Raw genomic sequence first — 21279 nt, 5'->3', positions numbered from 1 at the left:
GCGGCCTCGCAGGCCGCGCCCGCGTTCGAATCGCGGCGGAAGCCTATGTCGCTACAAGCGACTACCCCTGTCGACGCATCGGTCGACGTCTCGTTGCGCGTCCCGCGCGGCGAGGCCGGCAACCTCGAATCGGGCGTCGCCGACGTCCTCGCGAACGTCGACGGCGTCACGGCGGTGACCGTCGAGCGCGTCACGTCGGTCCGACCGACGTGGACGGACATCCGCGTCGACGCGGACGCCCGACTCACGGCCGAGGTCCCCGCCGACGCGGACGACAGGCCGGCCACGGTCGAAGCCACCCTCGAAGACGGGTTCGGCGTCACCGACGTGAACGGCCTCGTCGTCGACGGGGGCGAATGACCGGCGTATCGCTCGCAACCATCTCCCATCCGTTCTCGACTCCGCGAGTCTGCCGGCGTCCACGCGAACGAAGTGAGCGTGGGCTCGATAGACGAACGGAGTGAGTCTATCGGCGTCCGGCCGAGCTGTGAGAGGCCGGGCTCGGGAGACGAACGGAGTGAGTCTATCGGCGGACGACGGCCCGCGCCGTCTCCCGGCTTCGACTCCTGGCGTGAAGCATTCACTCTCCGGACAGGGGCTGCCTTCCGGGATCAGAGAGCGCGCAGGCACCGCCTTCGAACCGACTGGCAGGTAGTAGCGACCGCTGACGCTGCCGGTATCGAGGGAGTAACAAAACCCACGTCGCACCTCTCCCGAACTGGAGCGGACGTGCATCCAGAACGCAGAACTGCCCGCCCGTCGTCCTCGCGTCCCGACGACGGGTGGGACGGATGCCGTCCGGTCCGAGTGTCCGAACCCCACCCGCTCCCGCGGCCGGTCCCCCGGCCGCTCTGCAAGCAAGTCAACCGTATCGGCGGATACCACACACACCGAACCTGTCGGGCGCGGGGCGACCCGTGCCTGCATCCCAGCAGTGTCTTGTCGTGGTATCCACGGACCGTCGCTCTTGCCACGCGACGGACCGTCTGTCCGCTTCGGCGCCGCGGCTCACGCGGCGTCGACACCCCTTTCCCTGGGCCAAACGCGCGAAAACAACGGAGAGTTACTTCGCCGCGACAAAATCGATCACTCGCCAGTCCAGCGCGCGTCGGAGAGGGTCCGCTGGACGGCCTCCTCGCCGACGGCCTGGGCCAGCGTCTCGAAACCGGAGCGCTCGGTCGGGTCGGCGGCGTTGGCGACGAGGCGGGAGACGATGAACTCCGGCGTCGACTTGCCGACGGTCCGGAAGCGCGGCTGGTAGTCCACCTGCAGTTCCAGGTCCTGGCTCAGCCCCTCGGCGAAGATGCCGTCCGTGCGGGCCGCGTCGGGAAGGGGTTGCAGGTCGTCCGCGAGGTGCGTGACGAACACGCCCAGCGCGTCGCGTTCGACCGTGAGCGTGACGAGGCCGTGGAGCAGGTTCGCGGCGCTGCCCGGCTCGGTGATGGCCTCGAACTCGTCGACGAGCATCAGCGTGCGCCCGCCGCTGGTCACTGGCGGGACGACGGAGCGGAGCGTCGATTCCAGGACGCCCGCATTGAAACTCGCGTGACGTCGGTGGAAGACGACGGTGTCGACGACGCTGACCTCCGCCTGGTCGGCGGGGACGGGCAGCCCCATCTGGGCGAGCAACTGGACCTGGCAGAGCGTCTCCAGCAGCGTCGTCTTCCCGCCGGAGTTCGCCCCGGTGAGGACGGCGACGCGGTCTCCAGTGGGGAGGTCCCGGCCCGCGTCCAGTTCGTGGTCGCCGACGGCGTAGCTGATGGGCTGGACCGACAGGCCGCCCTCGACGAGGAACAGGTTCGTCGCGTTTTGGATGGCGACGACCTGCCGGTCGTCGACGAACGACGGCCGCGTGAGGTCGTAGGCGACGGCGAAACGGGCCAGCGAGACGTACAGCGCGACGTCGTCGACCGCCGTCACAGCGGCGTCGACCGATTTGCGCGCGTCGGCGAGGTCGTCTTCCAGCGTCGCGGCGACCGTCTCCTCGCGCTCTTCGACGGCCGACCGGAGATTCTGGACGAGCGAGCGGAGTGCAGCGTCGACGAAGTCCTGCGCGTCTGTGGCCTGGTCCGGCGTTGCCTCACGGACGCGACCGACGTCGACCTCGCTCTCCGACGTGACGTGGCGGACGAACGCGTCCTGGAACTCGTCCGGGCGGCGGGCGCTCTCCTGGAGCTCCTCGACCACGGTCATCGAGTCCGCTGCCAGGTCTTCGACGCGGCCCAGTTGCTCCCGGAGCCGGTCGAGTTCGTCGTCGGCGCCCTCACCGACCCGGTCGCTCTCGCCACGCAGGCCGGCGAGCGCGCGGGCGGCGTCCGCCAGCGCGTCGGCGTCAAGTTCGGCGAGCGGCGCGAACACGCCCGACTCGACGCCCGTTTCCTTCAGTGCGATGGCGGTCCGGACGGCCGCGAGTTCGCCGCCGCCGCCGTCGTACTTGGTGAACGCCGCCAGCACGGTCCGCTGGGTTTCGTCGTCGAGCGCGGTCCACGCGTCGCAGGCGGCTTCGACCTCGTCCAGGCGCTCCTCCATCGCCTCCTGGGTCGGGAGCGGCGTGAGGACGCGGATACTGTCCGCGGCCCGCTCGGTGACGGCGTGCTCCTCGGCCATCTGGAGCAACTCCTTGTACACGTCGCGGGTGTCGCGGGTCGCCAGGAGATCCATCGCCTCCTTCCCCGTCGCCCGCCGGAGGATCCTGGTCGCCCGCCCGCGTGAGAGGCCGGCCTCGGTCAGCGCGCGCGTGTCCGTCGACTCGATGGCGTCGACGGCCCGCTCTATCCCCAGCTCCTCGGTCAGCAGATCGGACGTCTTCGGGCCGATGCCCCAGTACTCCTCCAGTCGCATGTACGCACCCTGACCGTCGGCCGGTTTAGGCGTTTCTCACCCGACCTGCTCCGTCATCGTGACGACGTCGCTGCGGAGCGCCCCCGGATCGATGCCGAGGTTCACTCTGACGACCAGGTCGATACCGTCGCCGGCCTCGCTCGTTATCGAGATGGTGTCTTCCTGCGCGTAGTTCGCCGCCGGGAAGGCCCCGCCACCGACGTAGGCGACGCCGTTGCTCGGTTTCCAGACGCTGACGAGGCCCGCGACCGGGAGCGTGTCGGCCGGGATGACGAGTTCCCGCGTCCCGACGTCGGGGACGTCGACCGTCCGACTGATCTCCGGCGTCTCGTACTCGCCGCGGTACTCGTACACCTCGCCGCCGACGTCGGGCGTCGATCCACCGGGTTCGACTTCCCTGACGTTCCCCAGGTTCTGGTTGTCGAGTTCCCCCTCGAACCGGTCCTTCGCGAACTCGGATATCCGGTCGACGCCGGCCGCCGCGGTCGCCTCGCCGGTCAGGTTGATCTTCGTCGCGAAGAAGGTTGCCAGGCGGCCGTCGAACTGCCCCCGCGTCTTCTCTGAAACGGCCTCGCGGAGCGCTGTCTCCTCGTACACCTTCGTCGACGCGTACCCCTTCACGCCGACCCCGAATTTCTCGCGCTCGAACGTCGAGCGCCGGGTGTCCGTGACTTCCCAGCCATCCGGGCGCTCCTCCAGTGACGGTGCGTGATAGCCGTCGCCGAGGTTCTGACTACCGCCTTCCCCCGTCGCGTCCGACCCGCTCGATCCGAACTCGAACGGCGACGAACAGCCCGCGAGCGCGGCCAGTCCGCCGGCGGTCCCCACCAGTAACCGTCGTCTCTCCCCGTCCATGGCCGCTTCTCTCTCGGCCCCGGAAATAACGTCTCGGGCCGGATCAGCGGTCGATATCGGGGACGTAAGTGGGACCGCCCGTCAGCCCCAGAAGGACTTGGTGCGGGCGTACTCCCGTTCCTGGGCGAGGATGTCCCGGTAGAATTCGTCCTCGTCCTCGCGGAGCTTGTTGATGATCCGGGCGGCGTTGTGCGGACCGACGCCTCTCGCCGCGAGCGCGATGACGGCTTTCTTCCCGTGAGTCTGGACCAGGGAGGCGGAGCGATACGCCCGCTGGGTCATCTTCTCCTGTTCCTCGTCCTTGTCGCCGGACTTGACGGCCGAGACGACTTCGTCGGCCCAGGGGTTCAGCGCGGCGATGCGGGTGGAGCCACAGTCGGGGCAGTCCGGCTGGTCGCGCACCCGGCTCACCTTCGTCGTCCGCTGCCAGTCCTGGCAGTGGAGACAGAACAGGATGACGCGGTCGTCCTGGATGCGCTCGCGGACGGTCTGGATGACGCTGGCGTCGGCGTGCTCGGGCGAGAGGAGTTCCCGGCTGGCGGACTTGCCGCCCAGTCCGATGGGCGTCCGGTCGCCGACGGTCTCCAGCCCGACGGTGCCGTCCTGAATGTCCCGCAGGACTTCCTTCGTCGCCTCGACGGCCAGGTCCTCGTGGAACACCTCGCGGACGGCCTCGTCGTAGATGGGCGTGTCTTCGAGCGCCGACGCCAGCCGGTCGCGGCCGAAGCTCGTCGAGCCCTTCCCGCGCCAGCGCTTGAGCGTCCCGAACTTGGCCGCGACCTGCGCGAGCTTGAACTTCAGCGCATCGGAGTTCTTGAGGCTGAGTTCGATGATGGCCTCGACGTGGTCGGGGTCCGTAGTTTCGAGAATCTCGACGGCGTCGGCGCCGCTGATGCCCTTGGGAAGTTCCAGTTCGATGCGGTAGGGGTCGACTTCCATCGCGACGGTCGACCCGGCGCGCTGGCCCAAAAGGGCCGACAGCGTGCGACCCAGGGTCTCGTTGATCTTGTGACCGAAGCAGGCGTTGACCACGGCCTCCCGGCCGCGCATCTCGACGACGACGTCCTCGTCCGTCGGCAGCGCGTGCTCGTGCTTCTCGAGTTGTTCCAGCCCGGCGGTGATGGTCGGCGCCTCGGCGTCGTAGCGAGTCTCCAGGTCCTTCGCGACGCGCTCCGTCGAGGCGCCGCCCTGCAACTGGCCCCCCGCCACCCGACGAAGTTCCCCGACCTCCCGAGCCACGTCCGGCGGCACGGGAATCTCCTGGCCGACCCAGGAGGGAACCTCGCCGGCCGGATCCTCGATGGGCGAGACCGTCACCGTCTCCTCTTCTTCGTCGATCTCCGTAATTCTCCACATCTCGCCGCGCTGGATGAACACCTCCCCCGGCGTGGCGAAGTTGACCACGAACTTCTCGTCGAGGGTCCCGATCTGGTTGCCCGAGGCCACGTCCTCCACGTCGTAGGTCGCCTCGTCGGGGATCATCGAGAGGTTCTGGTAGAAGTACTGCCAGGTGCCCTGGCGTTTCTCCAGGGTGTCTTCCTCCTCGTCGATCCAGATCACCCGGTTCGACCCCATCTCCCGCACTACCTGCTCGAACTGGTCGACGGTGAGGTCCCGGAAGGGGTAGGCCCGGGTGATTATCTCGTAGGCCTCCATCGCGGGGATCTCGCCGTTGTCCATGATCAGCCCCGCGACCTGGTTGGCGACGGTGTCGAGGCTCCCGTCGTGGATGCCGGCGGGCTCGACGTCGCCGTCCATCGCCTGCCGGGTGATGGCCAGCCCCTCCAGCGTGTCGTCGGCGTGGGTCGTGACGACGGTCCCCGACGACACGAGGTCGCGCCGGTGGCCCGCCCGCCCGACTCGCTGGAGCAGGCGCGACACCTGCCGGGGGCTGCCGTACTGGATCACGTGGTCGACGTGGCCGACGTCGATGCCCAGTTCCATCGAGGAGGTACACAGCAGCCCGTCGAGTTCGCCGTCCTTGAACGCGTCCTCGACGTCGATGCGGGCCTCCTTGGACAGCGAGCCGTGGTGGACGCCGATGTTGGTTCCCAGTTCCTTGAACCGCGAGCCGAGCGCCTCGGCTGTCTGGCGCGTGTTGACGAACAGCAGGACGGACTCGTTGGCCTCGATGAGGTCCGCGATGTAGCGGACGTGACTCGCCACCTCCGCGTCGGTCACCAGTTCGCTGGCCAGTCGCTGGTCCGCCTCGGTGACGCTGGGCTGGACGACGTTCACGTCCAGCCGACTGCCCACGTCGACCTCGATTATCTCGCAGTCCTCGCCGCCGGTGAGGAACCTGCCGACCTCTTCAGGGTCGCCCACCGTCGCCGAGAGCCCGATGCGCTGGAACGGCCCGCTGAGTTCCTGTACCCGCTCCATCGCGACGGTCAACTGCGCCCCGCGCTTGGAGGCGGCCAGTTCGTGCACCTCGTCGATTATCAGGTGCTCGACGTCCGCCAGCGCGGTCCGGAGCTTCGACCCGGTCAGCATCGCCTGAATCGTCTCCGGCGTCGTCACGAGCACGTCCGGCGGGTCGTTCGCCTGTTTCTGGCGCTGGTAGTCCGTGGTGTCGCCGTGGCGCACGTCGATGCGCAGGTCGAGCGTCTCGCCCCACCAATCCAGCCGCTGGCGCATGTCGCGGTTGAGCGCCCGCAGCGGCGTGACGTACAGCGCGCCGATGCCGAAGCGCTCCTCCCTCGCCAGCTGGTCGAAGACAGGCAACATCGCCGTCTCCGTCTTCCCGGTGCCCGTGGGGGCGATGACGAGGCCGTCCTTCCCGGACGCAAGCGGCGGAATCGCCAGGCGCTGGGGCTCGGTCGGCGTCGAGAAGCCCCGCTCGGACAGCGCCGAGCGGACGTCCTCGCCGAGCGCGGTGAAGGCCGCCTCCCCCGCCGTCACCCCGTCAGTCATCAGCAGGAGTATGGGCTTGATCGGATTAAGCGGCGTGGTTCACCACCTTTTTGTCAACTGTCCTGGCACTCCCGCTATGGACACTCGCCGAGTGAACGCGGGGCTGCTCGCGGCGGCCGGCGGGCTCTGGCTTCTCACCCTGGTCGACGACGTCGGTCCGAACGCGGGCCTCGTGACCTGGGTCCTCGTCCTCATCGGCGTCGGGATGCTCTTGCCGGGCCTCGTCGCGATGGTTCGACCGACGACTATCTCCGACGACCGGGCGTCACCGGTACTCTCCGGCCTCCTCGCGTTGTTCTGTCTGACGCTGCTCGTGGTAGTGCTCCTCGCGTGACCGCCGGTGGGAGTCGCCCGCACCCCCTTCACAGCCCTTTTCGTCCTCACACGCCTCTCGTTCGCATGGACAAGACGCAACTCTACCACGCGCTCTCTGGAACGTTCGGCTTGCTCGCACTGGTGTTCGGCGGCGTCCAGCTCTCCTCGTCGCTCACGTTGACGGCCGGTCTGTTCGTCGTCGCGGGTCTCGGTATGCTCCTCACGAGCGCTGCCGCGCTGGTCCGGCCCGATCTGGTCTCCACTGACGAACCGGCGACCTGGAAGATCGTCTTGCTCGGTATCGGCGTCGTGCTGTTCGGTGCTGGCGTCGCCGTGACGCTGACGTGACGGCATCACACTATCCAGCAAATGTTATGCGGTCGTCACGAAATCGTTCGGTCGTGAACCGCGCACGACTGGTCTCGCTGGTCTGGGTTCTCTACGGGGCGACGCAGCTGTACTGGGCGTGGGTGAAGTCGGTCGACTACACCGACGGGCAGGGCGCTCTCTACGTCGCCTGTTGCGGGCTCGCGATGGCTGGCGGACTCGTCGGCGTCGTCGACCCCGACCGGTTCATGCCGGACGACGTCCCCGATTGGCTACTGGTCTCACAGGTCCTCGCGCTCGCCGGCACTGTGGTTTCTGGATACCTCATGTGGGGCTAGACCAGGTCGTAGGGCCCTAGCCGCGTCCCGTCGAGCATGTACGCCTCGCCGCCGGTCAGCCCCTCTGGCAGGAACGGCGAAAGGAACTCCTGGCCCTCGACGTTGACCCACGTCCCGCTGGAGAGGTCGTTGAACGCCGGGAAGACGACCAGGTCGCCGCCGATGGCGGGGGCCTCGTTTAGGTCCCAGTCGTAGTGGGCCTCGAAGGTGATTGGATCCAGTTCGCCGCGGAGCCAGACGCGCTCGACGCGGCGGCCGCCGACCTCGTCTTCCAGGCGGACGACGGGGTGTTCGTGGCCGACGCAGACCACGTCGGCCGAGAGCACGTCCTCGCTCGGCCATGTGTGGCCGTGGACGACGCCGATGTTTCCGATTCGCGCGCCGTCCGTCGGCGTGATCGTCACGTCGGCGTCGACCTCGGGGACGAGTTCCTCGACGTCGCCGTCGTGGTTCCCTTTCGCGACCGTGACGGGGACGTCCAGCGCCGCGAAGAGGTCGGTCAGTTCCTCGCGCTCGACGCCCTTCGACTGGCCGATCTCGTGGCCCAGGTCCCCCAGGACGACGAGGCGGTCCGGGTCCGTCTCGGCGACGAGTCCGAGCAAGCGCTCCCGTCGGCTCTCGGCCTGACTCGCGAGTTCGACGCCGTCGCGCCGGAGCTCCGACTCGATGCCGGCGTGGAAATCGGCTATCAGCAACAGCCGCTCCTCGTCCCCCTCGGCGACGGCCGCGGGCACGTCGGGGACCGGTTCGACGCCCATCAGATCAGATCGGCTTGAGGGTGGCGTCGTCGGGTTCGTAGCACCGGCCGCCCATCAGCGCGTCCTGGATGGCGTCTTCGACGTCACCGGGGTCTGCGCCGGTGCGGTCGACGACCGCCGCGAGTACGTCGTCGCGCTGGGCGCCGTCGCCGTCGTCGAGGTCGCTCATCGCGTCCATGACGGCGTCTTCGAGGTCGACCTCGTCCAGGTCGACGTCCTCGGCGGACTCGTCGTCCTCGGCGGCTTCCGTCTCGGTCGCTTCCTCGTCCTCGTCTTCGACAGCGACGTCGTCCGCCGGTTCCGTCTCTTCGACGTCGTCTATCTCTGTCGTCGGCTCGGCGCCGGTCGCCTCCGCCGTTCCCTCGGCCTGCTCGGCGGCGTCCGCTCCCGCCTCGGCACCGTCGCCTTCCGGCTCGTCTGGGTCCGGCGTCTCGATGCCGGCCTCGCCGGGCTCCGAGACTTCGGTGCCGCTCTGGAACTCGGTGCCGAACTCCTCTTCGAGTTCTTCGCGCTCGTCCTCGTCGAGGTCGAACTCCGGTTCGAAGTCCTCCAGGTCGTCGTCGCCCGAGGAGGGGCTGTCCGGGTTCGCCGTCGCGTCGGGCGAGTCCGTGGCCGCGTCCGCCGAGGCCTCGTCCCCGGTAGCTGCCGCATCTGCCGGTTCGTTCGTGACCATGTCTTCACCTGTCGACGTGTCTCCGGTTTCGGGTGCGGTGTCGGCCGGCTCGTCGGCCGGTTCCGACGCGGCCGCGTCCGTGGATTCCCTGGCTGGTTCGGCTACCGAGTCAGTGCCGCCCTCGTCGGCTGAATCGACGGTCGACGCGTCCGCCGCCCCGTCGGTGGTCGTCTCGCCCGTCTCGCTCTCCGGCGTCGAGTCGGCCTGGCTACTCGACTCCGCCGTGCCGATGGCGGACCCGTTGCCCGCGCCGGCCTCCGCGGCGTTCTCCTCGGATTCCGAGGCGGTCGGTTCCTCGTCGACGGTCTCGTCCCCCGCGTCGTCGCCCGTGCCCAGGGTGTCAACGTCGATGGGTCGTTCGACGAGGTCGGCGATGGCGTCGTCGCCGCCCTGGCCCGGCAGCACGTCCAGCGATTCGGCCTCGTCTATCTCGTCGGCGACGACGCGGGCAGCATCTAGCGCCGTCTGGCGGACGGCGGCCAGGTAGTCGCCGGTGGTCCCGTAGTGGTCGAGCGCGAGCGGGATGCCCGCTGCGAGACCTTCCTCGACGTCGTGAGCTTCGAGGGCAGTCTGCAACTCGTCGCCCGAGAGCCCCGAGTGCTTGGCCTCGGCCATCCGCGCGACGCGGTTCGACGTCTGCTCGGCGGTCTGGACGACCCACCGGTCGCGGGTCGCCGCCTCGACTTCGCTGATCGACTCCGGCCTGACCGAGGTGAACACCTGGTCGGAGTCGTCGGGCTGGTAGGTCCGGGCCTTCCCCGTGACGGCGACGAACGTCGGGGGTTCGACCTGTTCGAGGAACGCCAGCGCGTCGGGCTGGTACTGCCCGGCGTAGATGACGAAGGGGCCAGTCGGGTCGACGACGCGGGCCCGCAGGTAGTCCTCGCTGACGGTCTCTATCTCGGTGAGCACGCCGACGACGAAGAGGCGATTCACGCGCGCACCCGTCGGCGTGACGACGTAGTTCGGGGCGCGTTCCTCGTCGCTCTGTGAGTACGAGTAGTCCGCGTCGTCGAACTCCGCCGCGAACAGGCGCCAGGCGACCTCGCGTCGTCCTGCACCGCCCTGGGATTCACTCATGCGCCCACCTCCGCGAGGAAGGCCTTCGCACGCTCGGCCGGGTCGTCGTCTGTGACGGCGAACTCCGTCGCGTCGAGGTTGGCGCCGTAGTCGTCGACGGACAGCGAGCCCCGAACCGTGTACTCCAGGCCGACGATGCGGTCGGCGATACGCTCGGCGACGACTTCCTTGTTCATCGCGTCGCGGGCGTGTTCGGTCGCGTCTTCCAGGTCGCCGCCGTACACCTCTGCAGTGAGTTCGTCGTCGAGGACGACGGTCACAGTCCCGGTTCCGTCGTCGAGGATGGCCTTGGTCCGCAGGTCGTCGACGCCGTCGACGGCGCCGTGGCTGCGACACTGGCCGTTCTGGACGACGCGGCCGCAGTCGGGACAGCGCTCGATGAGTCCCGAGCCGTCACGCACGTCGATGATATTGCCCGTCAGTTCCACGTCGAACAGGCCGCCGGACTCGACGGCCTCGCGGACGCGCATCGACTGGGCGCTCTCGCTGGCCTCGACGGAGCGGTCGAGCGGTCGGACGGTCGAGAACTCCGAGACGTTGACCGACGGCGCGCCGCGGAACTCGCGGACGAAGACGTCCTCGATGCGGATCGAGGCGCCCTCTTCGATCTCGGGATGTGGGTCCCAGTCCGTGAAGGGAAGCCGGCCGCTCTCGTCGCCGAAGACGCCGCTGAGGATGTCCGTCTCGCCGTTGCGGCCGTCGATGGTCTTCTCCTCGACCTCGAGGACGGTGACCTCGACGTTGATGCCGCGGTCGCCGGGGACGAGGTCGGTGAGTTCGCTGTCGCCACCGATCTCGTAGGGCACGTCGAGGGCCTCGTCGAGAATCGACAGCGACGTCGACTCGCCGAGGTTGAGTTCGGGGCGGCCGTCCCACTCCCGGACGCCGGCGTTGCCGGCCTCGATGGTGTCGCCCGGCGAGAGGCCGAAGTCCTCCCAGGCGGTGTAGGAAATCTTCCCCGACTCGTCCGCGAGTTCGCCCTCGAATATCACGTGTTCGTCGCCCTGGTACTGGATGGAGCGCTGGCCGACGGTGAGCACCCGCGCCGTGACGGTGACGTTGCCGTCGTCGGGCGAGATATCCGCGATATCCTTGCTCGTCGGGCCGCCGCCACCGCCCCCGGCCCCGCCGTCGCCGTATTTACGGCGGAGGCTCTGTTTCGCTTCGTCCATCGGCACCGAGTAATTCACCAGGTTCTCCAGGTCGCGTGTGACCTCCGCTTTGTCAACGCCGAGGTCGGAGGCGAGCTCCTCGGCATGGTCTTCGAGCGTCATCGATTGGTGGTTCGGAGTGGGTGCTGAAAAGGGTTCTGTGGCGCCAGCGACCGGCGGCGCGTGGACGGTCGATATAAGGATGACGGCCGATCGCGGGCGTATATTTTTATTAGTGATAACTATACTACTCCCTACATCGTGAGTACACGTCGGCCCGATCGCGAGGACGGCCGTCCGAGCGCGCGGACAGACGACGGAGCCTGTCGGGGAGGAAGCTCGGAGGCGACGGCCCGCCGAGAGCCCGCCACGATCGCCGTACGGAACTGATATCATGGTCGGAACGTTCGGACAGAAGCCGACGAATTCGCACGTCGTCTGGACCAACAGGTCGGGCAAAGGGCAGGGAAAGAAACGGTTCGACTTCGAGTACCTGGAGCTGTGGGCGGCCCACTTCGGTATCGATTACGAGACTCGGACCAGGGTCGACCACGAACGGGGGGACGAACCTCGCGAGCAACACCTCGTGGTCTTCGAGTGGGCGACCGCACAGCGCGAGACCGTGGAGATGGGAGACACGACGTGGGAACTCGGCGGGAACGAGACGCCCCGCACGTTCGTCGAGCTAGACGAGACGGGGATGGCCCGAATGAAGAGCTGGAAACACGAGGCCGTCCTCGACGTCCGCGAGCTGTGGATCGACGGGCCGAAGCTACGGATCAAGACGGCCAACCACGGCAAGAAGAGCCTGGACACCCGGAAGCTCCTCGCGAAGAACAGGCCGTCGAGAGCCACCGGGGACGCGCCCTCAGACGCCTGATAGGGGACCCGTCCACCGCGGCCTCACGCGACGGGGACCGGGACCGTAAGCGGTTTTCGCGACTGCACCGTGCGGACTGACATGCACGTCGTCGTCAACGCCGCGATGAGCGCGGACGGGAAGCTCTCGACGCGCGAACGCGAGCAGGTAGCCATCTCCGGTCCCGACGACTTCGACCGGATGGACCGACTGCGAGCCGAGAGCGACGCCGTCATGGTCGGGGTGGGGACAGTCATCGCCGACGACCCGTCGTTGACGGTCGACGACGCAGCCAGGCGCGCTGGGCGAGAGGAGGCGGGCGACCCTCCCAACCCCGCCCGCGTCGTTGCGGACTCGCGTGTCCGGACGCCGCCGGACGCCACCGTCCTCGACGACCGGGCGCACACCTACCTCCTCGTCAGTCAGGCTGCGCCGCCGGACTTCGTCGAGCAGATGGAGGACGCGGGCGCGACGGTGATCGCGACGGGCCAGGACCGGGTGGAACTCGTGACGGCGCTGGCCAAACTCGAGGGCGACGGCGTCGACCAGTTGATGGTCGAGGGCGGCGGGGAACTCATCTTCTCGCTGTTCGAGGAAGGCCTCGTCGACGAGCTCTCGGTGTACGTCGGGTCGTCGGTCATCGGCGGCCGCGACGCGCCGACGCTGGCCGACGGCGACGGCTTCGTCGACTCGTTCCCGGAACTGGCGCTATCTGACGTCGAGCGGATCGACGACGGCGTGTTGCTCCGCTGGACAGTCGCCTGAGCGACGAGCAGGGCGCTATCCGCGCGAAACGAAGGGAGAAGGAACCCGTGAGTTCAGTGGTCGTGGCCCGTGAGTTCACCGAACGTCGCGCCGAACCGGTCCTCGAACAGGTCCATCGTCAGATCGTTCAGGTCGGCGATCTGCTGGTCCGGTTCGCCCTCGGCGTGGTGGGCCGCGCCGTGGATGCGCTGGGCGAACCCCATCATCGCGATGTCGCCGACGACCTCGGGGGCCGTCTCGTCGTCGGACTCCCGGAGCATGTCGACCAGTTCGCGCGGGAGTTCCAGTTCGTCGGTGTCTTCCTCGGATTCGAGCGTCAGCGTGACAGTATCACTTGCCATGCTATGGATTCGGGGCTCCCGGTAAAAGGGCCTGTGGGTATCGGGAGCTCAGAAACGGCGCCGACGTGTCTGCGACGCGTCCGCGATCAGTCGTCCGCTTCCGCGGCCGACTCCGTACTCGCCGCCTGCGTCCCGGTGAGGTTCTCGAGGTACTGGTCGGCGTCGATGGCGGCCTTGCAGCCCATCCCACCGGCCGTGATGGCCTGCTGGTAGTGGTAGTCGACGACGTCGCCCGCGCCGAAGATGCCCTCGACGTCGGTGGCGGTCTGGTCGCCGCCGTCGCCACCCTTCGTCCTGATGTACCCCTCGTCGTCGAGTTCCACGCCGGTCCCTTCGAGGTACTCCGTGTTCGGGGTGTGGCCGATGGCGAGGAAGACGGCGCCGACGTCGAACTCGAACGTCTCCGTCTCCTCGTGGTCGAGTTTGTCGGTGGGGTGACCCTCGGGGTGTTCCGCGAGGACGACCTGGTCGACGCCGTCTTCGGGCGAGCCCTCGACTTCCAGGAGTTCGGTGTTCTCCAGGATCTCGACGTCGTCGTCTTCGACGTGGTCCTCGACACGCTCGACCCAGTAGTCCTCCGCGCGGAACTCGTCGCGGCGGTGGACGACGTAGACGGTGTCGGCGAACTTGGTGAGGAAGCTGGCCTCTTCCATCGCGGCGTCGCCGCCGCCGACGACCAGCATGTCCTCGTCGCGGAAGAACGCGCCGTCGCAGGTGGCACACGTCGAGATGCCGTAGCCCATCAGTTCGTCCTCGCCGGGGACGCCGAGCGTGCGTGCGCTGGCGCCCGAGGCGGCGACGAAGGCGTCGCAGGTGTAGACGGTGCCGTCGTTCACCTCGACGCGGAAGGGCCGGTCGCTGTCGTCTACGTCGACCACGATCCCGTGTTCGAGGTCGGCCCCGAACTTGCTGGCCTGCGCTTTCATGTTGTTGACCAGGTCCGGGCCGCTGATCCCCTCCGGGAAGCCGGGGTAGTTCGCCACGTCGGTCGTGAGCGTCAGCTGGCCGCCCGGTTCGTCGCCTTCCAGTACGAGCGGGTCGAGGTTCGCCCGTCCCCCGTAGATGGCGGCCGTCAGCCCCGCGATGCCCGTGCCCGCGATGATGAGCTCTCGGTGTTCCGCGACGTCCTCGGTCATGGGACGATGTACTGTACAGCGGGTTTTGTAGGTTGCGCTGTGTCGGAGTCGGCACACGACCGCGGCTGCAGGCCAAGGGATTTGGCAATGGGCGAACGAGGTGCGAGCATGTCCGCCGATCTCGAAGAGAAGACCGACCGGTACGAGGGGTTGCTCGCCGAGGCCGTCGACGCCGCCGAGGTAGCGCCGCCGGAGGGGACGCCGATGCACGACGCCGCTCTGGAGTGCGCGGAGATGGCCGAATCGTACCTCGAAGACGGACGCCACTTCAGGGAGGACGACGACCCGGTCAACGCGCTGGCGTCGTTCTCCTACGGCCACGCGTGGCTCGACGCCGGCGCGCGCATCGGCCTGTTCGACGTCCCGCGCGACGGTCACCTGTTCACAGTCTGACCGCTTCGACGCCTCTCTCGCCCTTTGCAACGCGCTTACAAGGGCCGGGCGTGAGCAACTGAGCAATGGAGGCCGTGCTCTGGTACGTGTTGACCGGGACGAGAGGCGGGACGAACCGCATCCGTCTCCTGCGGGCCCTGGATTCCCGCCCCCGGAACGCGAACCAGCTCGCCGACGCGCTCGACCTCGATTACAAGACTATCCGGCACCACCTGGACGTCCTCGAAGACAACGACATCGTCACAGACAGCGGCGACGACTACGGCGCGGTCTACCTGCCGACAGACCAGACGCGCCACCACTGGGAGACGGTCGAGGAGATAATGGAGGCAGCAGAGTAACTATGGTCCAAATTGGGAAAGAGTATATTCGCGTTCTCGGGAAAGGAGGTATCGATGGTCGCCTGGATTGACGTCGCACGGCTCGCAGCGGGGCTAAACGTCCTGTTGCTCTGTGCCCTCGGATACGTCTGGGGCCGCAATTACTACCAGATCCGGTCCAAACACACCCTCGGCAACCTGCTGTTCTCCCTATTTCTGCTCGCTGAGAACGCGCTCGCGCTGTACTTCTACCTCCTCCACCAGGACCTGTCGGTGTGGTTCAGTACTGCGGTTCCGGCCATCGCGTGGCAGGCGATGATGGCGCTCCACGTCCTCGAGACGTTCGGTCTGGCGTTCCTGGCCTGGGTAACGTGGGACTAACGTTCGGGCTGTTCCGGACCAGATCGCACTCCTCTTCGTCAACTCGCCTCTCGAAACGGAACCGTCCGTTCGGCCTGCAAATCACCGGATGCCGGTGACATTACGGGCGAAATTGGGTAAGAGTCCGGCCGCAGTTCGGGAAATCTCTTTTTAAATAATGCTGGTTGGTCCTTCTGCATGGTGAGAGACGATCCGTCCGACGCCGACAAACGCGCACAGAACGACGCCGAGTCCATTCGGGACTACGTGACGACCCGACGACGCCTGCTCGCCGGGACGGCCGGTATCGGCGCCGCGATGCTCGCCGGCTGCCAGGGGAGCGACAGTAGCGGGACGTCGACGGAGCCCGCGACGGCGATGGACACCGACACCCCGACCGAGACGCCCAGTGAAACCGAGACGTCGACGGCGGAACCGCTCCATCCGGACGTCGACGTCCTGAACTACGCGCTGACGCTCGAACACCTCGAACACGCCTTCTACCGCGACGGCCTCGACACGTTCGCTGAGGACGAACTAACGAACGCCGACGTCCTCGAGCCCTTCGGCGAGACGGTTCGCATGGAGGTGCCGGACCGGATGGCGACCATCCGCGACCACGAGCAGGCTCACGTCGAGACGATCGTCGAGGTCGTCGGACAGCTCGGTGGCGACGCGGTCGGCGAAGCCGCGTACGACTTCGGGTACGAGACGCCCAGCGAGTTCCTTGCCGTCGCGAAGGCGCTCGAGAACACCGGCGTCGCCGCGTACAAGGGGGCAGCACCCGCGGTCACGAGCAACGACGTGTTGCCCTCCGCACTCGCGGTCCACAGCGTGGAGGCCAGGCACGCCAGCTTCCTGAATCTCCTCACCGACTCCTCCCCGTTTCCCAGGGCCTTCGGCGAAGCCAAGTCGATGGACGAAGTGATCGATATCGCCGGGGACTTCATCACCACCGAGCTCGGTGATCTGGGTGGTCGAGCCGGCGAAGATCCCACCGCGGATCGGAAGATGGAGGATGACAACTCCGACGTCGACGTCCTGAACTACGCGCTGACGCTCGAACACCTCGAGCACGCCTTCTACCGAGACGGACTCGAAATGTTCGCGGACGACGATATCACGGGCGCCGACGTGCTCAGTGAGTTCGACGACGACCTCCGGACCTCCGTACCGGACCGCCTCGCGGTGATCCGGGACCACGAGAAAGCGCACGTCGACGCGATCGGGGAGACGGTCGAGAAACTCGGTGGAACGCCCGTCGAAGAGGCGGCGTACGACTTCGGGTACGAGACGCCGAGCGAGTTCCTCGCCGTCGGCAAGGCCCTCGAGAACACCGGCGTCGCCGCGTACGCGGGCGCCGCACCCACCGTCGAGAACGACGGCGTCTTCGAGGCCGCGGCGGCTATTCACGACGTCGAGGCTCGTCACGCGAGCTTCCTGAACGAGTTGAACACGGCGAGCCCCTTCCCCGACGCCTTCGACGGCGCAAAGACGATGGACGAGGTCACCGAGATAGCTAGCCGGTTCATTACGAGCGAGTAAGCGGCTGCTACTGCCCGCTTCGAAGACTGGCCGCCCGGGACGGTAGTAGCAACGACGTCCCGCTCGCCCGCCTGGTGGCGGAACCGGTGCCGAGGATCACGTGCCCGCTCGTCGGTATTTGTTGTCTACTACCGATCTGGAACCGTCCCCCTTACGTCGTGCGGTTAGCTACCACAACTACCGAAACCCTTATATGGATTTCGCACTTACAAAGAGTTAGGCGGATCGCACCGATTTCTTAAGGATTGCGTCCGCGGCAGTCACGAGAGTTCCCCCATCATGAGTGAATCCCCAGTCCGAACCAACGCAGGCGAACAGGTAGACGAACAGGCGGTGAGGAGCGAGCAGACCGAAGAGCAAGAGTCAGAGGAGGTCTGTCCGGAGTGCGGCGGCGACGTCGTGGCCGACACCGAACACGGCGAGACCGTGTGTACGGACTGCGGCCTCGTCGTCGAGGAAGACGAGATCGACCGTGGCCCCGAATGGCGCGCCTTCGACTCCAGCGAACGCGACAACAAGTCCCGGGTCGGTGCGCCCACGACGAACATGATGCACGACAAGGGCCTGTCGACCAACATCGGCTGGCAGGACAAGGACGCCTACGGCAACTCCCTGTCGAGCAAGCAGCGCTCGAAGATGAAGCGCCTCCGGACCTGGAACGAGCGGTTCCGGACCCGGGACTCCAAGGAGCGCAACCTCAAGCAGGCACTCGGCGAGATCGACCGGATGGCGAGCGCGCTGGGGCTACCCCAGAACGTTCGCGAGACGGCCTCCGTCATCTATCGGCGCGCCCTCAGCGAGGACCTGCTCCCGGGCCGGTCCATCGAGGGCGTCGCGACGGCCTCCGTCTACGCCGCCGCGCGCCAGGCCGGGACGCCCCGGTCGCTCGACGAGATCGCACGGGTCTCCCGCGTCGATAAGATGGAGCTAACCCGGACGTACCGCTACATCGTCCGCGAACTCGGTCTCGAAGTCGCGCCTGCGAAGCCCGAGAGCTACGTCCCGCGATTCATCAGCGACCTCGACCTCTCGGACGAATCCGAACGACGCTCCCGTGAGCTCATCGAGGCCGCCCGTGAGGACGGCGTCCTCAGCGGGAAATCCCCCGTGGGACTGGCCGCCGCTGCGGTGTACGCCGGTTCGCTGCTGAGCAACGAGAAGGTCACCCAGAGCCAGGTCAGCGAGGTGGCGAGCATCTCCGAGGTCACCATCCGGAACCGGTACAAGGAGCTGCTCGAAGCGGAAGGGATGCCCGCCTGATCGCCGCCAGCGCTGGGACGACTCGACTGCCAGGACGACACGAGCCGGGACGACACCTTTTTGATGGCGTGCTGCGTGCCAACTACACACATGGTCGAGGCATACGTCCGATTACTGTGTCCGGAGTGTACCAAGGACTGGGAGTCGACGCCGAGCGACCTCCCGCGCCACGACGGGACCTTTCACTGTCCGAACTGCCACGCGAGCCGACGGCTCGCCGAGTTCGCGCGGACAGACCGCGACCTGCAGACGCTGAAGGGGCTCCAGTAGTCGAGACTGGCGTTTCAGTGATCAGGAACTGGTCGAGGAGCGCGCCCCGCAGGCTTCACATCGCAGTATCGGGACGCCCTGGTCCTGTTCGAGCCGCGTATCCGGCAGGCCACACTCCGGACAGATGACGAACGTCTCCGTGTACTCGTCGACCGCCGCCTCAATGCGGCGCTGGTTGAACTCGCCGGTGAGGCGCGCCCGACCGCTCTCGTCGATGTGACCGTTCGTCCCGAGTTCGTTCTGTAGGAACTTCATAACGTGTTCGTCTTCCCGACCCAGCGTGTCACAGACCGACTGGAAGTTCTCGAAGACGGTCGCGTTACCTTCCTGTCGGATCTCCGGCGACGGCACCTCGAAGCGCTCACTGCTCCCCTCGATGTCGGGTGTCTCGTCGACGGCCCGGTCGAGCATGTCGTCGTAGTCCATACGAAACGGTAGGTTGTCCGATTCCTAAAGTGTTTCACGGTCATGAGACGCTACCGGTAGACAGTCCGTACCACAAGTGAAGGGAGTGTGTTAACTACACTCAGAGTACTACTATAACCCTCGAGTTATTAGGAACGGTTGAACATGAAAAAGCAGGAACTCATACATCTTCACGGCCTGCTTGCACAGGTACAGACTCACTACGAGAAAGAGACTGGTGACGACGTCGAACACGACGAGTACGCGGAACTTGGCGTCCAGCCGACGTCCATCCACAAGTCGAAGACGGACCACAAGGCCGCCGTCTTCGCGCTCGCGAAGGGCATCACGTCGGAGATGCTCGCCGAAGAGAAAGAACCCGTTTCCGCTGCCGCAGACTGAGGTTTCGTTCCTTTCGGTTTCCCTACGCTTCTAGCGCTCCGCTTCTCGCTCTCCCGCGCGTGAACGAACTCCAGCGGCCGAACCGTCGCGATTCGGGCGTTACTCGTCGATCAGTTCCTCGAACTCGGGCAGCACGTCCTCGTCGTCGTCCCCTTGACCGGCTTCGTCACCATCGACGGGCTGGTCGGCGTCACTGATCGAGTTCGACGCTGTGCTCTCCGTCTCTCCCTCGTCGTCCGTCTCCGCCTCGAGTGCATCGTCGTCATCGTCTTCGTCCGGAACGTCCTCGATCTCGAGGACTTCGAGTGGGATGTTCTCGAGCCGTTGACCGATCTCCTTGCGGGCGATCCGGGCGGCGTGTTCGTCGCGTTCGACGTTGAAGACGGTCATCTCCAGTTCGAGCGCGACAAGGCTCTCGTCAGCGGCGACGAACGCCGGTTCCAGTTCCTCGTGGCAGTGCGGGCAGGCCCGTTCGCCCATGTTGATCTCGACGTAGTTGAGGTCGGGGTTGAGCATCTCGCCCGTCTTCGAGATGGCTATCCTGACCGCCTCGTCGGCCGTTTCGACGTCGTATACGGGGACGGCCGCCTCGACGACGACTCTGCAGTCCATATGTGAGCGGTTCGACACCCACTACCAAGAAGGTTCGGCCGGTTGACTCGAAAGGCCAAAGCCGCCTGACCGACAGGAACCGGTAGATGGAACGCGGGCACGTCGACGTCAGTTCGCTGCCGGGTGGATTCGACCTGCAATCGACCGTCGAGAGCGGCCAGTCGTACCTCTGGGACCGCGAGGACGGCCGGATGTACGACGGCTCCGGTGCCCACGGCGGCGACGCCTGGTACTGGACGACGATACGGGTCGACGGGGCCCCGGAGTTCGTCCGGACGCGCCAGGTCGACGGAACACTGGAGTGGGAGTCGTCTCTCGACGCGGACCCACATCTCCGTCGACTGCTTCGCCTCGACGACGACCTGGACGCGATACGGGCGGCCTCGCCGGACGACGACGTCGTCCAGGACGCCTACGACGCCTACTGGGGACTGCGCCTCGTCCGCGACCCGCCCTTCGGCTGCCTGATTTCGTTCATCTGTTCGGCCCAGATGCGCGTCGAGCGGATCCACGCGATGCAGACCGCGCTGCGTCGAGAGTACGGGGACCCAGTCGCGTTCGACGGGGAGACCTACCGGGCCTACCCCACGCCCGACGCCCTCGCAGCCGCGACGGAAGCGGAACTCCGGGATCTCGGTCTCGGCTACCGTGCTCCCTACGTCCAGCAGACTGCCGAGATGGTGGCCAGCGGCGAAGCGGACCCGGCGCCAGCCCGGGAGATGGCGTACGAAGACGCCCGCGAGCACCTCACCCGCTTCGTCGGCGTCGGGGACAAGGTCGCAGACTGCGTCCTCCTCTTCTCGCTCGACTTCCTGGAGGCGGTCCCGCTGGACACGTGGCTCCGCACGACCATCGCCGACTACTTCCCGGACTGCGACCGCGGCTCGTACGCCGAGACGTCGCGGGCCATCCGGGAGTCGCTGGGCGGACAGTACGCCGGGTACGTTCAAACGTACATCTTCCACTACCTCCGGAGCGGCGGCGACAGTCGCTAGGGATTTTTGCCGCGCTCGCGAGTACGACCGTCCATGACCGACACTCGCGCACACGTGTTCGTCTCCGGGAAGGTCCAGGGCGTCTTCTACCGTGCGACCACGCGGGAAGAGGCCCGCAAGCGAGGCGTCGACGGCTGGGTGAAGAACCTGTCCGACGGCCGCGTCGAGGCCGTCTTCGAGGGACCCGAGGACGCCGTCGAGGAGATGGTCGAGTGGTGCCACGAGGGGAGCGACCGGGCCCACGTCGAGGACGTCGAGATAGAGTACGACGAGCCAGAGGGGTTCGACTCCTTCGAGATCCGTCGCTGAAGCGACCGCTCTGGCGTACGGTCCACCACAATTACTACGCGGACGACCGAACACAG

The 21279-nt window shown here is 67.0% G+C and carries 25 protein-coding genes; 15 read left to right on the top strand and 10 right to left on the bottom strand.

All coding sequences use genetic code 11. From position 1 onward, the window contains the following. Positions 1–45 precede the first annotated feature (45 nt). The gene (locus BM337_RS15795) at positions 46–360 is read left to right on the top strand and encodes a hypothetical protein (protein ID WP_089817662.1); all 315 of its coding nucleotides are present in this window, start codon (positions 46–48) and stop codon (positions 358–360) included. Between the two features lie 726 nt (positions 361–1086). Here BM337_RS15795 and BM337_RS15790 read toward each other — a convergent pair. The 3 genes from BM337_RS15790 to BM337_RS15780 form a co-directional block, all read right to left on the bottom strand. Then, positions 1087–2841, bottom strand: a complete 1755-nt coding sequence (locus BM337_RS15790; RefSeq protein WP_089817661.1) for a MutS-related protein — start codon at positions 2839–2841, stop codon at positions 1087–1089. Positions 2842–2877: 36 nt separating this feature from the next. Next, entirely contained in the window at positions 2878–3696 is an 819-nt protein-coding gene (locus BM337_RS15785) for a hypothetical protein (protein WP_089817659.1), read from the bottom strand. 81 nt (positions 3697–3777) lie between these two features. Beyond that, a complete protein-coding gene (locus BM337_RS15780; protein WP_089817657.1) occupies positions 3778–6609 on the bottom strand; it encodes a DEAD/DEAH box helicase in 2832 nt (943 codons plus the stop codon). Positions 6610–6685: 76 nt separating this feature from the next. Between BM337_RS15780 and BM337_RS15775 the strand changes: the two genes are divergently transcribed. The 3 genes from BM337_RS15775 (at position 6686) to BM337_RS15765 (ending at position 7589) form a co-directional block, all read left to right on the top strand. Next, a complete protein-coding gene (locus BM337_RS15775; RefSeq protein WP_089817655.1) occupies positions 6686–6943 on the top strand; it encodes a hypothetical protein in 258 nt (85 codons plus the stop codon). A gap of 65 nt (positions 6944–7008) precedes the next feature. Further along, positions 7009–7272: a hypothetical protein gene (locus BM337_RS15770; RefSeq protein WP_089817653.1), complete on the top strand. Its 264-nt coding sequence runs from the start codon at positions 7009–7011 to the stop codon at positions 7270–7272. A 53-nt stretch (positions 7273–7325) separates the two neighbouring features. Next, the gene (locus BM337_RS15765; RefSeq protein WP_089817651.1) at positions 7326–7589 is read left to right on the top strand and encodes a hypothetical protein; all 264 of its coding nucleotides are present in this window, start codon (positions 7326–7328) and stop codon (positions 7587–7589) included. Here the strand turns inward: BM337_RS15765 and BM337_RS15760 are convergent. The 3 genes from BM337_RS15760 to BM337_RS15750 are packed head-to-tail and all read right to left on the bottom strand — an operon-like array spanning position 7586 to position 11374. After that, entirely contained in the window at positions 7586–8347 is a 762-nt protein-coding gene (locus BM337_RS15760; RefSeq protein WP_089817650.1) for a metallophosphoesterase, read from the bottom strand. The genes BM337_RS15765 and BM337_RS15760 overlap by 4 nt on opposite strands. Before the next feature lie 4 nt (positions 8348–8351). Continuing rightward, positions 8352–10100 carry a hypothetical protein gene (locus BM337_RS15755; protein ID WP_089817648.1) on the bottom strand — a complete coding sequence of 583 codons (1749 nt, stop codon included), beginning with the start codon at positions 10098–10100 and terminating at the stop codon, positions 8352–8354. After that, positions 10097–11374: a Single-stranded DNA binding protein gene (locus BM337_RS15750; protein ID WP_089817646.1), complete on the bottom strand. Its 1278-nt coding sequence runs from the start codon at positions 11372–11374 to the stop codon at positions 10097–10099. Before BM337_RS15750 ends, BM337_RS15755 begins: the two co-directional genes overlap by 4 nt. Before the next feature lie 271 nt (positions 11375–11645). On the opposite strand from BM337_RS15750, the gene BM337_RS15745 reads away from it, so the two are divergent. Beyond that, positions 11646–12131, top strand: a complete 486-nt coding sequence (locus BM337_RS15745; RefSeq protein WP_089817644.1) for a hypothetical protein — start codon at positions 11646–11648, stop codon at positions 12129–12131. Positions 12132–12212: 81 nt separating this feature from the next. Next, on the top strand, positions 12213–12875 hold the full coding sequence (locus tag BM337_RS15740) for a 2,5-diamino-6-(ribosylamino)-4(3H)-pyrimidinone 5'-phosphate reductase (RefSeq protein ID WP_089817642.1): 663 nt from the start codon (positions 12213–12215) through the stop codon (positions 12873–12875). Positions 12876–12928: 53 nt separating this feature from the next. Here BM337_RS15740 and BM337_RS15735 read toward each other — a convergent pair whose 3' ends face one another. After that, positions 12929–13216: a DUF7545 family protein gene (locus tag BM337_RS15735; RefSeq protein ID WP_089817639.1), complete on the bottom strand. Its 288-nt coding sequence runs from the start codon at positions 13214–13216 to the stop codon at positions 12929–12931. Between the two features lie 86 nt (positions 13217–13302). After that, positions 13303–14352 carry an NAD(P)/FAD-dependent oxidoreductase gene (locus tag BM337_RS15730; protein ID WP_089817637.1) on the bottom strand — a complete coding sequence of 350 codons (1050 nt, stop codon included), beginning with the start codon at positions 14350–14352 and terminating at the stop codon, positions 13303–13305. A gap of 108 nt (positions 14353–14460) precedes the next feature. Here BM337_RS15730 and BM337_RS15725 point away from each other — a divergent pair, with 108 nt between their 5' ends. From BM337_RS15725 to BM337_RS15700, 6 genes are all read left to right on the top strand, one after another. Beyond that, on the top strand, positions 14461–14745 hold the full coding sequence (locus BM337_RS15725) for a DUF357 domain-containing protein (RefSeq protein WP_089817636.1): 285 nt from the start codon (positions 14461–14463) through the stop codon (positions 14743–14745). A 65-nt stretch (positions 14746–14810) separates the two neighbouring features. Then, a complete protein-coding gene (locus BM337_RS15720) occupies positions 14811–15086 on the top strand; it encodes an ArsR/SmtB family transcription factor (protein ID WP_089817634.1) in 276 nt (91 codons plus the stop codon). 54 nt (positions 15087–15140) lie between these two features. Further along, complete coding sequence (locus tag BM337_RS15715; RefSeq protein ID WP_089817632.1) at positions 15141–15446, top strand: DUF8036 family membrane protein; 306 nt, start codon at positions 15141–15143, stop codon at positions 15444–15446. Positions 15447–15623: 177 nt separating this feature from the next. Beyond that, entirely contained in the window at positions 15624–16970 is a 1347-nt protein-coding gene (locus BM337_RS15710) for a ferritin-like domain-containing protein (protein ID WP_089817631.1), read from the top strand. A gap of 279 nt (positions 16971–17249) precedes the next feature. Next, positions 17250–18230, top strand: coding sequence for a transcription initiation factor IIB (locus BM337_RS15705; RefSeq protein ID WP_089817629.1), 981 nt, complete (start codon positions 17250–17252; stop codon positions 18228–18230). A gap of 90 nt (positions 18231–18320) precedes the next feature. Next, positions 18321–18500 carry a DUF7836 family putative zinc-binding protein gene (locus tag BM337_RS15700; RefSeq protein WP_089817627.1) on the top strand — a complete coding sequence of 60 codons (180 nt, stop codon included), beginning with the start codon at positions 18321–18323 and terminating at the stop codon, positions 18498–18500. A 21-nt stretch (positions 18501–18521) separates the two neighbouring features. Here BM337_RS15700 and BM337_RS15695 read toward each other — a convergent pair whose 3' ends face one another. Then, positions 18522–18926, bottom strand: coding sequence for a translation initiation factor IF-2 subunit beta (locus tag BM337_RS15695; RefSeq protein ID WP_089817625.1), 405 nt, complete (start codon positions 18924–18926; stop codon positions 18522–18524). Positions 18927–19070: 144 nt separating this feature from the next. Between BM337_RS15695 and BM337_RS15690 the strand changes: the two genes are divergently transcribed. Further along, complete coding sequence (locus BM337_RS15690; protein ID WP_089817623.1) at positions 19071–19307, top strand: UPF0058 family protein; 237 nt, start codon at positions 19071–19073, stop codon at positions 19305–19307. 99 nt (positions 19308–19406) lie between these two features. On the opposite strand, the gene BM337_RS15685 is transcribed toward BM337_RS15690, so the two are convergent. Next, entirely contained in the window at positions 19407–19919 is a 513-nt protein-coding gene (locus BM337_RS15685) for a DUF555 domain-containing protein (RefSeq protein ID WP_089817621.1), read from the bottom strand. 86 nt (positions 19920–20005) lie between these two features. On the opposite strand from BM337_RS15685, the gene BM337_RS15680 reads away from it, so the two are divergent. Further along, the gene (locus tag BM337_RS15680; RefSeq protein WP_089817619.1) at positions 20006–20914 is read left to right on the top strand and encodes a DNA-3-methyladenine glycosylase family protein; all 909 of its coding nucleotides are present in this window, start codon (positions 20006–20008) and stop codon (positions 20912–20914) included. A gap of 33 nt (positions 20915–20947) precedes the next feature. Continuing rightward, entirely contained in the window at positions 20948–21223 is a 276-nt protein-coding gene (locus BM337_RS15675) for an acylphosphatase (RefSeq protein WP_089817617.1), read from the top strand. Positions 21224–21279: the final 56 nt, after the last annotated feature.

It is taken from the genome of Halomicrobium zhouii (assembly GCF_900114435.1).
In the GTDB taxonomy this organism is placed as follows: domain Archaea; phylum Halobacteriota; class Halobacteria; order Halobacteriales; family Haloarculaceae; genus Halomicrobium; species Halomicrobium zhouii.
Note: the sequence above shows the minus strand (reverse complement) of the source record. Positions and strands in the feature narration are given on the sequence as shown.

Bases quoted from the DNA above. Each gene is read 5' to 3' on its own strand.
- BM337_RS15775 (WP_089817655.1), top strand. From the start codon at position 6,686: ATGGACACTCGCCGAGTGAACGCGGGGCTGCTCGCGGCGGCCGGCGGG.
- BM337_RS15745 (WP_089817644.1), top strand. From the start codon at position 11,646: ATGGTCGGAACGTTCGGACAGAAGCCGACGAATTCGCACGTCGTCTGG.
- BM337_RS15685 (WP_089817621.1), bottom strand. From the start codon at position 19,919: ATGGACTGCAGAGTCGTCGTCGAGGCGGCCGTCCCCGTATACGACGTC.
- BM337_RS15790 (WP_089817661.1), bottom strand. From the start codon at position 2,841: ATGCGACTGGAGGAGTACTGGGGCATCGGCCCGAAGACGTCCGATCTG.
- BM337_RS15705 (WP_089817629.1), top strand. From the start codon at position 17,250: ATGAGTGAATCCCCAGTCCGAACCAACGCAGGCGAACAGGTAGACGAA.
- BM337_RS15760 (WP_089817650.1), bottom strand. From the start codon at position 8,347: ATGGGCGTCGAACCGGTCCCCGACGTGCCCGCGGCCGTCGCCGAGGGG.
- BM337_RS15795 (WP_089817662.1), top strand. From the start codon at position 46: ATGTCGCTACAAGCGACTACCCCTGTCGACGCATCGGTCGACGTCTCG.
- BM337_RS15780 (WP_089817657.1), bottom strand. From the start codon at position 6,609: ATGACTGACGGGGTGACGGCGGGGGAGGCGGCCTTCACCGCGCTCGGC.
- BM337_RS15740 (WP_089817642.1), top strand. From the start codon at position 12,213: ATGCACGTCGTCGTCAACGCCGCGATGAGCGCGGACGGGAAGCTCTCG.
- BM337_RS15730 (WP_089817637.1), bottom strand. From the start codon at position 14,352: ATGACCGAGGACGTCGCGGAACACCGAGAGCTCATCATCGCGGGCACG.
- BM337_RS15785 (WP_089817659.1), bottom strand. From the start codon at position 3,696: ATGGACGGGGAGAGACGACGGTTACTGGTGGGGACCGCCGGCGGACTG.
- BM337_RS15720 (WP_089817634.1), top strand. From the start codon at position 14,811: ATGGAGGCCGTGCTCTGGTACGTGTTGACCGGGACGAGAGGCGGGACG.
- BM337_RS15680 (WP_089817619.1), top strand. From the start codon at position 20,006: ATGGAACGCGGGCACGTCGACGTCAGTTCGCTGCCGGGTGGATTCGAC.
- BM337_RS15695 (WP_089817625.1), bottom strand. From the start codon at position 18,926: ATGGACTACGACGACATGCTCGACCGGGCCGTCGACGAGACACCCGAC.
- BM337_RS15715 (WP_089817632.1), top strand. From the start codon at position 15,141: ATGGTCGCCTGGATTGACGTCGCACGGCTCGCAGCGGGGCTAAACGTC.
- BM337_RS15770 (WP_089817653.1), top strand. From the start codon at position 7,009: ATGGACAAGACGCAACTCTACCACGCGCTCTCTGGAACGTTCGGCTTG.
- BM337_RS15690 (WP_089817623.1), top strand. From the start codon at position 19,071: ATGAAAAAGCAGGAACTCATACATCTTCACGGCCTGCTTGCACAGGTA.
- BM337_RS15675 (WP_089817617.1), top strand. From the start codon at position 20,948: ATGACCGACACTCGCGCACACGTGTTCGTCTCCGGGAAGGTCCAGGGC.
- BM337_RS15755 (WP_089817648.1), bottom strand. From the start codon at position 10,100: ATGAGTGAATCCCAGGGCGGTGCAGGACGACGCGAGGTCGCCTGGCGC.
- BM337_RS15700 (WP_089817627.1), top strand. From the start codon at position 18,321: ATGGTCGAGGCATACGTCCGATTACTGTGTCCGGAGTGTACCAAGGAC.
- BM337_RS15735 (WP_089817639.1), bottom strand. From the start codon at position 13,216: ATGGCAAGTGATACTGTCACGCTGACGCTCGAATCCGAGGAAGACACC.
- BM337_RS15725 (WP_089817636.1), top strand. From the start codon at position 14,461: ATGTCCGCCGATCTCGAAGAGAAGACCGACCGGTACGAGGGGTTGCTC.
- BM337_RS15750 (WP_089817646.1), bottom strand. From the start codon at position 11,374: ATGACGCTCGAAGACCATGCCGAGGAGCTCGCCTCCGACCTCGGCGTT.
- BM337_RS15710 (WP_089817631.1), top strand. From the start codon at position 15,624: ATGGTGAGAGACGATCCGTCCGACGCCGACAAACGCGCACAGAACGAC.